Annotated in this window: 21 protein-coding genes; 6 read left to right on the top strand and 15 right to left on the bottom strand. The window is 44.6% G+C overall.

What is annotated here, in order from left to right; translation table 11 throughout:
- Positions 1-177 precede the first annotated feature (177 nt).
- On the bottom strand, positions 178-639 hold the full coding sequence (locus V7051_RS23440; protein WP_333877495.1) for a hypothetical protein: 462 nt from the start codon (positions 637-639) through the stop codon (positions 178-180).
- Between the two features lie 157 nt (positions 640-796).
- On the opposite strand from V7051_RS23440, the gene V7051_RS23435 reads away from it, so the two are divergent.
- Positions 797-1189, top strand: a complete 393-nt coding sequence (locus tag V7051_RS23435; RefSeq protein WP_333877497.1) for a hypothetical protein — start codon at positions 797-799, stop codon at positions 1187-1189.
- A 79-nt stretch (positions 1190-1268) separates the two neighbouring features.
- On the top strand, positions 1269-1988 hold the full coding sequence (locus V7051_RS23430; protein ID WP_333877499.1) for a restriction endonuclease: 720 nt from the start codon (positions 1269-1271) through the stop codon (positions 1986-1988).
- Between the two features lie 60 nt (positions 1989-2048).
- Here V7051_RS23430 and V7051_RS23425 read toward each other — a convergent pair whose 3' ends face one another.
- Complete coding sequence (locus V7051_RS23425; protein WP_334181181.1) at positions 2049-2780, bottom strand: DNA cytosine methyltransferase; 732 nt, start codon at positions 2778-2780, stop codon at positions 2049-2051.
- Between the two features lie 601 nt (positions 2781-3381).
- Between V7051_RS23425 and V7051_RS23420 the strand changes: the two genes are divergently transcribed.
- On the top strand, positions 3382-3600 hold the full coding sequence (locus V7051_RS23420; RefSeq protein WP_333877503.1) for a hypothetical protein: 219 nt from the start codon (positions 3382-3384) through the stop codon (positions 3598-3600).
- Positions 3601-3796: 196 nt separating this feature from the next.
- Here the strand turns inward: V7051_RS23420 and V7051_RS23415 are convergent, their stop codons facing one another.
- From V7051_RS23415 to V7051_RS23365, 11 genes are all read right to left on the bottom strand, one after another.
- Complete coding sequence (locus tag V7051_RS23415) at positions 3797-4900, bottom strand: zonular occludens toxin domain-containing protein (protein ID WP_333877505.1); 1104 nt, start codon at positions 4898-4900, stop codon at positions 3797-3799.
- A complete protein-coding gene (locus V7051_RS23410; protein WP_333877506.1) occupies positions 4897-5169 on the bottom strand; it encodes a DUF2523 domain-containing protein in 273 nt (90 codons plus the stop codon). The genes V7051_RS23415 and V7051_RS23410 overlap by 4 nt, the downstream gene beginning before the upstream one ends.
- 4 nt (positions 5170-5173) lie before the next feature.
- Positions 5174-5713 carry a virulence factor TspB C-terminal domain-related protein gene (locus tag V7051_RS23405; protein WP_333877508.1) on the bottom strand — a complete coding sequence of 180 codons (540 nt, stop codon included), beginning with the start codon at positions 5711-5713 and terminating at the stop codon, positions 5174-5176.
- 113 nt (positions 5714-5826) lie between these two features.
- Complete coding sequence (locus V7051_RS23400; protein WP_334181180.1) at positions 5827-6213, bottom strand: hypothetical protein; 387 nt, start codon at positions 6211-6213, stop codon at positions 5827-5829.
- A gap of 926 nt (positions 6214-7139) precedes the next feature.
- Positions 7140-7364: a hypothetical protein gene (locus V7051_RS23395; RefSeq protein ID WP_333877512.1), complete on the bottom strand. Its 225-nt coding sequence runs from the start codon at positions 7362-7364 to the stop codon at positions 7140-7142.
- Positions 7365-7428: 64 nt separating this feature from the next.
- A complete protein-coding gene (locus V7051_RS23390) occupies positions 7429-7629 on the bottom strand; it encodes a major capsid protein (protein WP_333877514.1) in 201 nt (66 codons plus the stop codon).
- 126 nt (positions 7630-7755) lie between these two features.
- A complete protein-coding gene (locus V7051_RS23385; RefSeq protein ID WP_333877516.1) occupies positions 7756-8070 on the bottom strand; it encodes a hypothetical protein in 315 nt (104 codons plus the stop codon).
- Positions 8071-8114: 44 nt separating this feature from the next.
- Positions 8115-9488, bottom strand: coding sequence for a replication endonuclease (locus V7051_RS23380; protein WP_333877518.1), 1374 nt, complete (start codon positions 9486-9488; stop codon positions 8115-8117).
- Positions 9475-9723 carry a hypothetical protein gene (locus tag V7051_RS23375; protein ID WP_333877520.1) on the bottom strand — a complete coding sequence of 83 codons (249 nt, stop codon included), beginning with the start codon at positions 9721-9723 and terminating at the stop codon, positions 9475-9477. Before V7051_RS23375 ends, V7051_RS23380 begins: the two co-directional genes overlap by 14 nt.
- Positions 9723-9971, bottom strand: coding sequence for a hypothetical protein (locus V7051_RS23370; protein ID WP_333877522.1), 249 nt, complete (start codon positions 9969-9971; stop codon positions 9723-9725). The genes V7051_RS23375 and V7051_RS23370 overlap by 1 nt, the downstream gene beginning before the upstream one ends.
- Positions 9971-10450: a hypothetical protein gene (locus V7051_RS23365; RefSeq protein WP_333877524.1), complete on the bottom strand. Its 480-nt coding sequence runs from the start codon at positions 10448-10450 to the stop codon at positions 9971-9973. The genes V7051_RS23370 and V7051_RS23365 overlap by 1 nt, the downstream gene beginning before the upstream one ends.
- Positions 10451-10570: 120 nt before the next feature.
- Between V7051_RS23365 and V7051_RS23360 the strand changes: the two genes are divergently transcribed.
- Positions 10571-10945 (top strand): hypothetical protein, encoded by a 375-nt coding sequence (locus V7051_RS23360; RefSeq protein WP_333877526.1) that lies wholly within the window; start codon positions 10571-10573, stop codon positions 10943-10945.
- Positions 10946-11002: 57 nt separating this feature from the next.
- A complete protein-coding gene (locus tag V7051_RS23355) occupies positions 11003-11386 on the top strand; it encodes a hypothetical protein (RefSeq protein ID WP_333877528.1) in 384 nt (127 codons plus the stop codon).
- 989 nt (positions 11387-12375) lie between these two features.
- On the opposite strand, the gene V7051_RS23350 is transcribed toward V7051_RS23355, so the two are convergent.
- The gene (locus V7051_RS23350) at positions 12376-12639 is read right to left on the bottom strand and encodes a type II toxin-antitoxin system RelE family toxin (RefSeq protein ID WP_333877530.1); all 264 of its coding nucleotides are present in this window, start codon (positions 12637-12639) and stop codon (positions 12376-12378) included.
- The gene (locus V7051_RS23345; RefSeq protein WP_333877531.1) at positions 12629-12826 is read right to left on the bottom strand and encodes a hypothetical protein; all 198 of its coding nucleotides are present in this window, start codon (positions 12824-12826) and stop codon (positions 12629-12631) included. Before V7051_RS23345 ends, V7051_RS23350 begins: the two co-directional genes overlap by 11 nt.
- A 210-nt stretch (positions 12827-13036) precedes the next feature.
- Between V7051_RS23345 and V7051_RS23340 the strand changes: the two genes are divergently transcribed.
- The coding region (locus tag V7051_RS23340; RefSeq protein ID WP_334181179.1) for a DNA-binding protein at positions 13037-13497 on the top strand (461 nt) is incomplete at its 3' end.

Genomic DNA, 13497 nt, shown 5'->3' with positions numbered 1-13497 from the left:
CATAACGCCAACTATAACCTATATCTAATGCTATTAATGCAATTAAACACTAGTATGACGCCGCTAATGGTTGCCGAGATAATGATTTTTAATAAAAGTTTCATGCGTCACCTGTAAATATAAGCTTGCCCTTTGTAATTAACGGACTACATCAGCCGCCAATGGTCATAATAGTCCTTATTTGTGGACGCTTTTTACCATAGAAACCGCTTTTTCGTTTAATTTTTTAGTTTTCTTAGACGCTTTGTCAATAAAGGTAACGTTACTAAAATTGATTTTATCCGGCGTTTTTTCGTTGTTCTCATTCATCCGGCAGCGTCTTTGCCGATCAATCTCTAAGGCTTGCATGGCATAGCGTAACGCGCGTATTTCTTCACAGCGTACAAAATCGCCTTCAGGTGATTCTATGCAGTCGGGTGTAATCCGGAATCCACGCCAGCGTTTACCCAGAAAATCCAGCCGACCAGAAAATAGCATCAAACAAAGAAAAACCGCACGTGGCGGTTCGATCTTTCCAGATTCCCAATTATTGACCGTTCGTCGTGTCACGTTGAACGTAACCGCGCATTCGATCAGTGTATACCGCGCAAATTGCCGCCATTCCTTAAACGTGCTCGGTACTTCGTAATAGGTCGTCATCTTTTTGGCTCCATTTTAAGAAAAACAACCATAACGCAAGTGTTATGCCGATAACAATAAAAGACTTCGCATAATGTATATTATGTTAAATCATATGAAATATGTGTCGGCATAGTACTTGCGTTAGTGTTATTTTTTAATACATGGAGTCAGAATAATGGCAGCGAAAAAAAAGCCAAGCTTTTACCATACCCGCAATAAAATTTGCCCCAACAATAAACAAGCGGCAGAACTATTAGGCGTTGAAGTTTCTGAAATTAAGATTATGGATGAACAAGGCGCTCCGTTAATGGCCGAGCGCCTTTTGCTTTTCTGGGACCAAAAACATATCAATCACCCCGGTTGGGATGGTTTTATATTCAGCCGCGGCGTTCTGATTCATAAAAAGAAACGATGGCGACCGGAACAACTCATTCAAATGAGAAAAGACGCTGAACGCGTTGAGCAGCTCGAAAATGAAATATATAGGCTTTATAGCCTTTCAGGACTATTCAAAATATCAAAGAAGTTAATTCGCAAAAAAAGCGAAAAATGGAGGCTATACAGATAAGTAATTACATAAGATATTATTAAAAAGCTGAAATATATGATAAAAGCACATGGTCACGTCAACTCATAAGCTAGCCAAAATGACCATAATATTATTCATAATAGTTTTACTAATAATAACAATAAGCTATGTAAAGAGAAAAGCTAGAAACAAGATTCTTATTAAGATAAATCAGTCAAAAGAAAGAATAAAACCGTTCCAAAACGCGAGCTTTAATTCCACAATAAAAGGTGATAAGTCATGGAGCAAAGAACTTTTAAGAAAACTGGAATGGAAACGATACGAAGAAGTCTGCACGGAATATTTAAAGATCAAAAACTGCAATGCAGCAGTAACATGTATAGGAGCAGACGGCGGAATAGACATTAAGATAACGGACAAAGACGGAAATCTTTTTGCAATAGGTCAATGTAAATCATGGAATAAAGCAATAGGTGTAAATCTGATTCGTGAACTTTATGGCGTAATGGTAAGCGAGAAAGCGGAGTATGCTCTTTTTTTTACCACAATGGGATTTAGCATTGATGCAATGAAATTCGCACAGGATAAAAAAATAATTCTCATTGATGAAAATGAGCTTATTAAGCTGATCAAAGAACTTAACGATATCGATAAAAACAAACTGCACATGATAGCGGTGGATGGCGATTACACAACACCTACTTGCGTTTCATGCAACACAAAAATGGTAAAAAGAATAGCCAAAACCGGAAGAAACCCAGGCAATGAATTCTGGGGATGCGCAAATTACCCTAAATGCAAACATAAAATGTTTATATCAACAAAAACATACCAATGACGAGTTTAAGTATTCTGAGATACCTAGACTCGGCTGTTACTCGACGTCTGAAAAGTTTACCTAGTCAGTAACGGTTTTACGATCAAAAACCCGCTTCCGGCAGGCATTGCCTGCATAAACTTGACGGCCTGTTACTGGACGTCCGCAAGAACAGGCGCATAAGGTAACGCCTGTTTGCCGGTTTAGAACGGCTTGGGCAAGCGCACGGGCCAGACCGTAAGGAACGCCATTACCGATAGCACGGACTAGCGCGCTACGGGTAAATGCGGGTATGTCGAAATCTTCCGGAAGACCTTGTAAGGCGGCTATTTCCGAAAGCGGACGGGAATCATTGGCTAGAACTGTCGGGTTACGGCCGAGTGTCTTTTTTCTATCAATAATCAATTGTGAATAATCGATAGCGCCGAATTGAACATGACGTAAACGACGTTGCGACATGCCTAAATCGGACGCGTTAAGGTCCAGACGTTGCCAGCTATAACCGTCTATGTGCATATCGGGAACGCCGGGGACGTTTTCGGCTAACCACCAGGAGGGACGCGCTTCAAGCACAATACGTTTGAAATGAAAGAGCATTTCCAAGCCCTGCCCTGTCGGTTGATCACGACGTGCTTTTGAAAAATCCTGACACGGAGGACCGCCTATAACACCATCGAAACGACCCGAAGGAACGGTAAAGCGTCGAATGTCACCGCCGAAGATCAGATCGGGACCGCGAACCACACAAAAACCGGCATCTTCAAAGCCGCGATCTAGCAGACCGATACCGGGAAATAATGAAAGAATCAACATGCTGTTACCACGCAGCGGGAAAATGAATCCGGATAGTAACGGTTTAAGCGTTACGCGTCCAGGTTTAAAAGTGCCGGCTCAGTAACAGATAAAGCGATAATCAACCGATAAAAGCGGGGGTGGTCGCGAATGCGCCTATATGGTTGCGTGTGCCACAGCGATAACACCACAGGCGCATTCTCTCTTTGTTATTGGGAACCCTCGATAAAAGGACAAATTCGCGACCACCCCCGCTTTCATCTCTCTTGCGTGTGTAATGGCATTCAAAAATTGATTTTATACAAATTCGTGAAATATTCGAATGTACTTCATGGTTTTGTAATTTCGCTACGCTCAACAGTTTTATATTTCAGGACACCTTCACGGTGCCCCGATACCCCCACCCGTCTGGTTGAAAAAATCATCATCAATGCAAGGTCATTTTAGCGAGTCGTAACCGCATCAAGCAGTTTAACGGTTTCCACAAAAAAAAGGCTTCGCAACAACCATTAGATTTTTTTTGCAGACCCTCCGTGAAACAGCTTGACCCGGTTACTTCTTCTCGCTGTTTTTGCCTCGCATTAACGATTGATTTTATTAATTTTTTAATATGAGGTGGGAAATGAACAGAGAAACTGAGTTAACCAAGAAAATAGAGGAAGCCGGATGGGAAATAATAGGCGTAGGCTTCAAAGAAAATAACAGTGACGCCATGAAAGTAACGGACGCTCAAAAAATAAACGACGTGGCAATGAACGAAATAATACCCTGGTTCAGTTGGGCGTTGTTCGAATGCGCGTCAGATAGACAAATGTACTGGGTTTGCCAGAAAGAAGTTTAACTACCGAATGGCCAAGGACGGCTTTTAAATCCACCCCACCCCCTACAGGCCACTACTATGGGCAAGCCCAAAAAGATAAACGCACGGCTTGCGCTCGAAAGGCGTTACGAGCTGGACGAAAGGTTTACCTGGTCAGTAACGGTTTAAGCGTTACGCGGCCAGGTTTAAAAAAGCCTGGTCAGTAACGGTTTTTGAACTAATGCTTTGCAAGCATGGTTTCGCCTGAAGGCAAAGCCATCTGGATATTTTCTTTTTCTTTTTTACAGTAGACGTGAAACGGCTTTTGATTGCGGTAAAAAACTTGAACATGACAAGTATCAATTACTTTAATGTTGTAACCATAACCGGACAGACCTGAGGTATTAATAAATATCTCTTCAACATCGTTTTTTATAATGAAATAAAGACTAATTGGATTCTTGGATTCAGAAGAAGCCTTAAGAGCAACCGTTACACCCGCCAAACGCCAGTTATAACCCGTAAAAGGTGAATCATCAGGCACAACCGTATTAAGCCCCCCTGCCCCAACGTAACCGGTTTCAGACGATGTTTTAACCGGCATGGGCGACTGTTGAGGCACGTTTGAATTAACCGGCGTGGTCGTTAGCCTTGAAAACCGCGCATAGGCAAAATAGCTTAATATCAAGAATAGTAAAGCCAGCAAAATTAAAATATAGAAAGCAATAGGCCGCCGCTTGTTTTGCTGGGTATGTATCTCGGCAGAATCATACAATTTGAATACACGCTTAGGCAGCGTGTAAGGTCGTTCTACCGCATCATTGCGCGACTGTACGTCTTGCTTACACTCGGGCCACTCGTATTCTTTACGTCCGGACCATTTAGCAACCAGATGAACATGACGACCAACCAACAAACGAATGAAATTATGGAACAGGTGTGGCCCCTGCGAGATCAACCAGAAATCCAAGCCATAATGACGATGAGTCTCAAGCGCTGAAATGGCTTCACTAGGGCCGGATGAACCGTTAGTAGGTCGCCAGATACGCTGTACCTCATCAACGATGATTAAAGCGCCGGACTCCTTCCACTTGGGCCAATCTTCAACAAACTTGGGAGGGTTAACGGTTTTCATGCGCTCTTGAATATCGGAATCCTGAGCGCGGCATATATCGCACAACTGCGACCGACAATAAAGGGTTTCGTGAGCAATACCCCGCAAGCTTCTTATGCCGTGAATAAACAATAAACGGTTAGGCTCAAGTTTGCGGAGTTCGAGAAGCTGATTCAGTAGCCAAGCAGTTTTTCCGGTACCCGGCCCCCCAGTAATTAAGGTAATCATATCGGCCTCAGTTTTTTGATTGCCATCAATGCCGCCCTTGTAGTCATACCGGCCGTAATAATGCCCAAAGATTGACCAATACCGCCAAGATTCAAAAGCTGTAAAACCTTTGGGTTAATCGATTGATAATTTGACATAGCCAAAGAAATAACGGTATCGGTCAAAGTAGTTAAAGCAGCATAAGAAACGATGCCAAAACCCAAGGTAAAAAGTACACGAGCGACAACTGAACCCGTAATCGAAAGCAAAAAAGTAGCTATTGTGGGCATGAGATTAATCCTTGACTGAGCCTAATACGATATAACCGGCAAGCAAAAACGAAATTGCAATCAGTACGGGAGCAATGCCCGACGCAAGATTACATAAGGGTTGATAACTGAAAGAAAGCGATTGACCACCACTGCGCAATGTGGCGACCTCATCAGCCGGACAAGAACCAGAACCCCATGAAGTAGGAGCGAATGAAGTAGGAGCACTAATTTTTGGAATTGCATCAGGATCAGACGCAGAACCCAAAGAGGGCAAAGAGGTCATCCAATCCAAGATACTTTTCAAGGTTGAGTCTTTGGCAACAGTCGAAGCGAGCGATTCAACTGAGGTTTTAACGCCATCCACTGAGGATTTAACGGCGTTAACGGAATTCTGAACGCCCAATAACGTTGAATCTTTAGCAAGACCGGTATTGTCTGTTGGTGGAGTAACAGGCGGCGTTATCGGTGTGATACAAGCCCCCGTGATTGCATCATTAACTTGAGGGGCTGTACACGTCGGAGCAACGCAGGTATTGGTAGCCGTGTTTAAGGTTTCAGCCACTTTACAGGTTGGAGGTGGTGACGGAGTTGCCGGAGTTATACAGGCACCGGTAATGGCATCATTTATTTGAGGCGCTGTACACGTTGGAGCAACACAAGTATTAGTTGCCGTATTTAATGTCTCAGCAATTTTACAAGTTGGCGGCGGTGGCGTGGCAGGAATGGGCAAACACTGTGCTCCCGGAGCAGGATCGGCATCATAATATCCCGATATACAATCGCCATAGGTACAACCGCCAAAGCCATCAGGCACAGAATAAGCCGGACAACTCGTGCCGCCTGTACCAGTACCGCCCGTGCCGCCTGTATCTCCTGTACCAGTACCGCCTGTACCTGTGCCAGTACCACCTGTGCCTGTGTCTCCTGTACCAGTTCCGCCTGTACCTGTGCCAGTACCACCTGTGCCTGTGCCGCCTGTGTCTCCTGTACCAGTTCCGCCTGTACCTGTGCCAGTACCACCTGTGCCAGTACCAGTACCAGTACCACCTGTGCCTGTACCACCTGTGCCTGTGTCTCCTGTACCAGTTCCGCCGCCGGTATCAGGTGGCAAAGGGCAAGGTGCGATTATTCCCACTGTACCATCGCTATGCGTACAACTTTGACTTGTTGAAGTACACACCATAGTCGAACAGGTATCGGTTACAGGCGGCGGGTCTGTTGGTGGCGGTAAGGGGCAAGCCGGTTTAACGGTAACAACGCCATCTGAGTTGGTACAGGTCTGGTCTACGCTTGTACATATCAGGGTTGAACAACTAGGTGAATCGGTATGAGGCGTAATGCAAGCGCCGGTTATTGCATCGTTAATTTGGGGCAAATAACAGACAGGCGCTACGCAGGTGTTTGATGCAGGGTCTAAAGTTTCAGCTATTTTACAGGTCGGCGTTGGGGTTATACAGGCACCTGTTATAGCATCATTGATTTGAGGCGCTGTACAATGAGGAGCATCACAAGTGTTAGTAGAAGAGTTTAAAGTTTCGGCAATCTTACAAGTAGGCGGAGGTGGCGGAGGATTTATGCAAGCGCCGGTAATGGCATCATTTATTTGAGGTGCAGTGCATGAGGGCGATGTACAAATACCATTAACTCTAGTTTGTCCAAGCAAACAGGAAGGCGCATTGGTACAAATTGAGCCAGATAAAGTACCACCACCGGGACAATTGTAGGAGGGAACGTTAAAAGAAAATGTATGAGCAGCGTTCACGCAAGTATTATTGCCAGAAAGATAAATATAACCAGCAGCAGAACAATAAGTTGATCCAACAGTAGGAAATGAAAGATATGAGTCAGCAAAAGCAGAGGACGAAGCAAAGCACAATAAGCAAAAAAATATTATCTTACGGAACGATGAAAACATTAACTTGAGAACAATATCCACGCGGCCCCCGTTATAGCTATAAATACAGCGAATAAATAAAAATCAGGAGTCATTAAAGAGCCTTACTAGAATGTTTAAGTCCCCAAGCAATCGCCCAAACCAACGCAACCAACCAAGAGACCTCAATCACGTCGGTTAAATCAACACCAACAAAGAAACCGGACGATAACCGATATTGGTCGGCCGACATTAATAGATAGGTCGTACAATCTACTTCGGTTTGAGTGGAAGAAACAGAGAGAACGCCAGCAGGTGAAGCGTCAATACAAAGAGCCATAAAAGAAACTCCAAAAAAAGGGAGAAACGCGCTTAACGAATCCCCCCTTTGTTTTTAAATCAAATTACAATGCGCGGCGCATGTATTTGAACGCTACCGCCGCAACAATGGCGACCATTGCCAAACCACCAACAGAAAGAGCGTCGGAAGCAGCATCACCCAAAGCGGTTGTAACACCAGCAGGAACGGCAGCTGATGCAGTACCGACCATTGCAATAGAACCGGCAGTAATAGCCGCTAAACGGAGTTTTAAAGTCTTTTTCATTTTGGTTATCTCATAACAAGATTGAAGATTGCCCTAATGGGCGTTAAACCCGCTCTATCTGTGCGACTTCCAGCGGGGTAATGCATTGCGTCCGATCAATCGCACCGGCTCACAAATTTATTAAGCCTAAGCTTGTGGCTTTACAACCTCAGGCACTGTGCCTTTTGGAATAAATAGAATCGTGTTATCACCGGCCGACATAATGCCGATTTCGAAACGGATTTGTTTACCCATATGCTGCTTAAACGCCGCTATGTCATGGCAGGTGAAATCCTGCAACAGTGCTCGCTTGTCGCCACTTTGCATGGCTGAGTCGCCCATAATCTGAATTTTGTCTTTACCGGCCAGCAATACGCCGGTTTCAACGCCGTCTCTACGTTCTTTTACCGGATTACTCACAAACGTGTTTATGAGCTTGCCTTCACATGTAATCATTGCCATTTTTTTAAGTCCTCATTGTTACGCCTTGCGGCTTGCGTACAGCTTCACGCCGTACAGTTATTGACAGAACTCCAAGGGGCAAAGCACCCGCGCCCGGCTACGCCGGACACAGGTGCATTCGCCAACATGGAGCTTGCTATTTTGGTGCTCACCATTGCCCACTGTTTGGTTCGGGTAATGGCTTGGGCGGCGAGCGATGCAACGCCAAAAATCAGGGTGACGTACTCAAAATACTGGTTTTGCTTGAGTTCGCCGGTTTCGTTGTCTACCAGCTGGGTTTTAACCAGGGTAATAGTCTGTTCAAGACGCTTGGCATCAACACCGCCCATAATGACAAGGTAATCAGCCCAGCGGCTTTCGTCGGCGGCTTGCCGTGCGGACTCTAATAGTTCATCGTCCAACGCTTCACGCAGTTTACGTAATTGCCGCCAAACGGTTACGGGTGCGCCGCCGATCTGTTGAAACTGTCGAATACCCCAAACGGAAGCCCATGCTTTGACGCGCTGGCCGTAAGACTGGCTTGCATTGGTGGTGTCGTGTTCGGGGTCGTCAATGGAGAAGCCGAGATTTTTACTGATATATTTGGCAATGTAGCCGGTTGCGGTTCCGGCTTCGGCGTCGATCTCTACGTATTTGAAGCGGTGCTTATCAGCGCCCGGCTCTTGGCCGTCTACTTCAAGGGCATATTTGCTGATGATTTCCCGTAACGCGTTACGATTTTCTACCTTGACGAAAAGGAGCATATGCCAGTGTGGACAGCCATCATGATGAGGTTCGGCAACTCGGAAACCGAAAGGCTTGATATCCAACCGGCCATAGGCGGCCCGAATTTTAGACCACTGCTTAACAAGGTAAATCTGCGCGTCTTTTGGGGTAAGTTCTTGGTATTTGTCGTTTAGCTTGACCCCGGAAAAGCGGTGGTAGCTGCTTGGACAGGTTAAGGTGTAGAACTCGCCGACGTAGCCGTGTTGCTGAGCATAGGCTTCAAATCCGGCCATGCGTATCATTAACTCAGCACGGCGGTTAGTTGGGTTAGCTAACGAGGATTGCACTATCGTTGCCATATCTACCATGTCCGATGCATTAGAAATCATCGATTGCGTTTTAAGAAACTCGGCGGTTTTACAGGCTTTTTTGCCGACTCTATGAACGGTCAGGTTTGAGCTGTATTTTTCCTTGTGTTTGGCTACCCTGCCCTGTCCAATCAGCTTGGATTCATCGACGCGGCCTTGCAGCCGGTCCAAGGTGCGCCGCCACCATTTGACGCATAAAAGACGGGCTTTGTAGCCCTCATCATTTTTCGCTTTTGGCTCGGGAATGCCATTGCCCACCAGATACAAGGCCAATTCGATTTTGTTATCAATAATGGGAAGCAAATTATCAATATGGTATCTAACGGATGGATTAAGCGTTGACATGATGGCCGGCCTTGAAAATCGGGAAATCGTAAAGCGGAATGTTTGATTCAGCACCGGGCTTTGGCGAGCTGGAGCGAATTTTTGATACGTTCATGACGGTGTAAAACTGGACGGACTTGCAACCGCACGCGCACATAAAACGGCGAACGTGCAAGCCGGGACCACCTAAAGACGCACTACGTGCGGCGTAGTCCTGCGGCATAATGATCTGTTTGCAGCGGTCGCAGGTTTCCATTAGTTGCCCCGGCCTAATTCGCACCATTCGCAGACACAATCGACGTGGTGTAATGTTTCGGAAGCGCCGGATAGATCGACACCGATAAAGCGGCCGTAGAGGTTTTCGGCGGCATCATGGCGGGCTTGTGGGTTTTCGACGCCGTTAAAGTATGCTTCTTCAGCGTCGAAGCCTTCCAGGTAATCGTTAAGAATCTCGGTAAGTAATTCGAGATCATCAGGGGTTAGGTCGGTAAGTTGAATGGTCATTAGTTGCAACCCTTTTTTTGATCAAAACCATCAAGTAAGTTGCCACGCTGCCCCATTGAACCGGACACCAAAGCGCGAACCTTGTTAACCCATTTTTCAGAAGGCATAACCGATGCATAATCGCGTAAATCAAGCAGATATTCTTTAAGCAATTCAATGGCGTTAGTGACACCCTGCCCCGGAAATTCAGGCGAATCGGGAAATGCATCAAAATCGTAAATACTACCATCTGTAACATTAGTGCCACCCTGCCCCGGAACTTCGGGGATATGAGCAGAATGGCGGCAAGCGTCCCCGATATTCGGATCAAGAAATTTAAGCTTATTGCTCAAATTTACGAGGTAACAGGCGTCATTGATTGTTAGCTTGTTCAATGACGAAATATAAAGACAACGCATCAACGCGTCTTGCTCAGATGGCGATAGTGTCAACGTGATGTTGCCACGCTCTATAGGTGTTTGTGCGGATTGATCTTTCATAGGCTTGCCTCTATGGTTAGTAATAGTGAGTTTCGTACTCACCGTGTGGAAGATACTAACCGTTGAAAATATACAGTGTCAAGCGTACAGTGAGTACAAAACTAACTAGAGGTTAAAGCTATGAAAACAGTAATTGAATATCTTGATGATTCTAAAGAGAAAACCGGAAGCGATTACATGACAGCAAAAAAGCTTGGAATTACAAAAGAATCAGTTTCAGGGATCAGAAGACGCGGAAAAATGAGCGATGAAACCGCAATAAAAATGGCCGACCTTTTAGGAATCGACCGAAACGAAGTTGTAATAGCCGCGACAATCGCCCGAAGTGACGGCGAAGTAAAAAAGACGTGGGAAAATATTTCCAAGCTAACCGGAATAGCAGCAAGCATTACCCTAGCGAGTGTGCTCGCGCTAGGAAATTCAAGCACCGGGATAGATTTAGATTCAATGCATTCAATAGCCAAGACTGTATATTATGTAAAATTGTATATTTAATAACGGTCGGCTCATTTCTTGCGTTAGCCCTTACTCTTACAATATGGAGTCATAAAAATGGCAGTAAAGAAACCGAGCTTTTATCATACACGCAATAAAATTTGCCCAAACAATAAACAAGCAGCAGAACTATTGGGCGTTGAAGTTGCGCAAATTGAAAAAATGGATAAAGAAGGCGCTCCGTTAATGGCCGAGCGCCTTTTACTTTTCTGGGACCAAAAACATATCAACCATCCCGGTTGGGATGGTTTTATATTCAGCCGTGGCGTTCTGATTCATAAAAAGAAACGATGGAGACCAGAACAGCTCATTCAAATGCGTAAAGACGCAGAAAGAGTTTATCAGCTCGAATGTGAGATCCACAGGCTAAAAAGTTGGTCTGGATTAATGAAGCTGACAAAAAAGCTAATTTTAAAAAGATTAGCGGATACTAAAAAATGATATCGTTTAAGACGAAAATTCCCAAAAATGGGAGCTAAGGACAGTACTACTGAGTATGGAAAAGAATTGCACTATATGTTAGCCTTTGACTTCGCATCAAAAGAAGTTAAACCAAATAATAAACAGGAATTCTTATGCGTTAATCAGTTTTAATTAGTACAGTACTTTTCATTCTTAGCTCGCATTTATGTCTAGCCAGTGAATCAGGTGATCTTATTTACGACGTCAATTCAGAAAACGGGATCGTAAAGTTTAAGATCACTAACAAAAAGCATATACCGACGAAACTCAAGTTGGTAATTTTAAGCTTACCAATAATACTGAAAACAACCTATCCTGACCAAGAAATATCTCAATTCAAATCCTTTAACATTTCAGAAAACGCTAGTCAGTGTCCAAGATACAAGCCTAACGGATACCAATACTGCAAATCTATTGGATTCGGCGTCTACTCCCAAGCAGAGTATGAAGATAAGACCCTTAGCAATAATTTCGTAACGTTCATGCAATACATAAAATAAAGGCAGGATAGACCTCGCAAAATGCAGTCTATACAAAAAAGCCCTGGTGGTTCTTCGATTTTCCAGTGGGGCTTTTCTACATAAGCTGCACACGACATTATGCGAAGTCTCGAATCTGAATTGTGCCTGTCTGTACAACGCCTTCCGGCTTCATTAGCTGATAAAAGGTTAACAGGAAGGGAAATAAGTTTGGGCCCGCGCGGTGATGACAGCCTTGCGCGAGTATGTGCGATATCATCAACAGGCTGCGAACTGGCAAAGTACATCTATCGAGCTAACGTGATAAACCGTCTCGGCTGCGCTCGACTGCATTCCCTCCTGACAACCACCTGGCTCTTCGCTCGACCAATCGCAGCGCCTAATTAATGATTGTCAGGCTTGCATACGTTGGCAGCGAGCCGGACAAGTGCAAAATACGAGTTTGCATGAAACACCGCTCGGCTACAACTGTCTACATGAGTACTATATCTAAAATTTGTCGTAAATGTCTTGACGGTGGCCCAGGGTTAAAACCAGAACTTTAAGCTGTTGATCATCAATGGTGTAAACGATACGGTAATCCCCTACCCTGACTCGATAACAATCGGGATGGCCTTGCAGCTTAAGCGAACCGTGAGGCCGTGGGTTATCGGACAGGGTCAAAAATGCGGCAAATAAACGCTTTTGGATAGTCTTGGACAGTTTGGCAAATTGCTTTTCGGCCAGCGGCTTAAGGCTCAGTTTATAGGTCATATTTGGCTTTCAGCTCTTCAAGCGATATTTCACCCGGTTCTGACAAGGCAAGCTCGGCTTGCTGTATATCCCATTTATCACACTGATACCGTTCTATAAGCTGATCCAAGAAGTTTTGAATGCTCAAGCCGGACTCTGACGCGGCTTGGCGGATACGTTGTTCGGTGGTAGGCTCCAGGGTAATCATAAGGGCAATCTCCAGCTGATTTAAATTAAACTTAGTATATCAAATCCCACAAAAATGTCAAACAATATTATGATAATTATCATAATATGATATTACCGTATTACGATAATTATCATTACCATAATATCATATTATGATAATATTACTTGAAAGGCCTGCTTTTATATGTAATAATAGCTTCAACATAAAAGCCAACCTGGAGAAAGAAAAATGAACAATATCAGTCAAATCAACAAAGCAAAACGTTTAACTGAAGAAGAGGTTCACACGGCGGCCGATGAATTGAAAGAAACCGGCGTCAAAGTGAGCAGTATTGAAGTTTATAAGTTCTTAGGCCGGGGCTCGTTAACAACGATTACGAACTTCTTAAAGACCTGGAGTCAAGAAGAGCAAGTAACTACCCTGCCCACTTTGATTAGCCTGCCGGAGTCATTAAGCAAATCGGCCGAACAGTTGATTTTCAAGTTATGGTCAGAATCGCAAATTTTGGCCGAAAAAGAAATAATCGGCCAGCGGGAAGCCTTACGTCAGGCTGAAGCGGTGGCCAATGAGAAAATAGCCGAAGCGGAAGCGTTCAGCGAAGAACAAGCTAAGCAGATCGAAGCTCTAGAAGCTAAAATCGAAACCATAAGAAAAGAAGGTGACGAACAACTTAGCAGCTGGATAAAAGA

It is taken from the genome of Methylobacter sp. (genome assembly GCF_036845245.1).
Taxonomy (GTDB): Bacteria; Pseudomonadota; Gammaproteobacteria; order Methylococcales; family Methylomonadaceae; genus Methylobacter_A.
The sequence above is the reverse complement of the archived record's forward strand: the minus strand, read 5'-3'. Positions and strand labels throughout refer to the sequence as shown.

Bases quoted from the DNA above. Each gene is read 5' to 3' on its own strand.
- V7051_RS23440 (WP_333877495.1), bottom strand. From the start codon at position 639: ATGACGACCTATTACGAAGTACCGAGCACGTTTAAGGAATGGCGGCAA.
- V7051_RS23435 (WP_333877497.1), top strand. From the start codon at position 797: ATGGCAGCGAAAAAAAAGCCAAGCTTTTACCATACCCGCAATAAAATT.
- V7051_RS23430 (WP_333877499.1), top strand. From the start codon at position 1,269: ATGACCATAATATTATTCATAATAGTTTTACTAATAATAACAATAAGC.
- V7051_RS23425 (WP_334181181.1), bottom strand. From the start codon at position 2,780: ATGTTGATTCTTTCATTATTTCCCGGTATCGGTCTGCTAGATCGCGGC.
- V7051_RS23420 (WP_333877503.1), top strand. From the start codon at position 3,382: ATGAACAGAGAAACTGAGTTAACCAAGAAAATAGAGGAAGCCGGATGG.
- V7051_RS23415 (WP_333877505.1), bottom strand. From the start codon at position 4,900: ATGATTACCTTAATTACTGGGGGGCCGGGTACCGGAAAAACTGCTTGG.
- V7051_RS23410 (WP_333877506.1), bottom strand. From the start codon at position 5,169: ATGCCCACAATAGCTACTTTTTTGCTTTCGATTACGGGTTCAGTTGTC.
- V7051_RS23395 (WP_333877512.1), bottom strand. From the start codon at position 7,364: ATGGCTCTTTGTATTGACGCTTCACCTGCTGGCGTTCTCTCTGTTTCT.
- V7051_RS23390 (WP_333877514.1), bottom strand. From the start codon at position 7,629: ATGAAAAAGACTTTAAAACTCCGTTTAGCGGCTATTACTGCCGGTTCT.
- V7051_RS23385 (WP_333877516.1), bottom strand. From the start codon at position 8,070: ATGGCAATGATTACATGTGAAGGCAAGCTCATAAACACGTTTGTGAGT.
- V7051_RS23380 (WP_333877518.1), bottom strand. From the start codon at position 9,488: ATGTCAACGCTTAATCCATCCGTTAGATACCATATTGATAATTTGCTT.
- V7051_RS23375 (WP_333877520.1), bottom strand. From the start codon at position 9,723: ATGGAAACCTGCGACCGCTGCAAACAGATCATTATGCCGCAGGACTAC.
- V7051_RS23370 (WP_333877522.1), bottom strand. From the start codon at position 9,971: ATGACCATTCAACTTACCGACCTAACCCCTGATGATCTCGAATTACTT.
- V7051_RS23365 (WP_333877524.1), bottom strand. From the start codon at position 10,450: ATGAAAGATCAATCCGCACAAACACCTATAGAGCGTGGCAACATCACG.
- V7051_RS23360 (WP_333877526.1), top strand. From the start codon at position 10,571: ATGAAAACAGTAATTGAATATCTTGATGATTCTAAAGAGAAAACCGGA.
- V7051_RS23355 (WP_333877528.1), top strand. From the start codon at position 11,003: ATGGCAGTAAAGAAACCGAGCTTTTATCATACACGCAATAAAATTTGC.
- V7051_RS23350 (WP_333877530.1), bottom strand. From the start codon at position 12,639: ATGACCTATAAACTGAGCCTTAAGCCGCTGGCCGAAAAGCAATTTGCC.
- V7051_RS23345 (WP_333877531.1), bottom strand. From the start codon at position 12,826: ATGATTACCCTGGAGCCTACCACCGAACAACGTATCCGCCAAGCCGCG.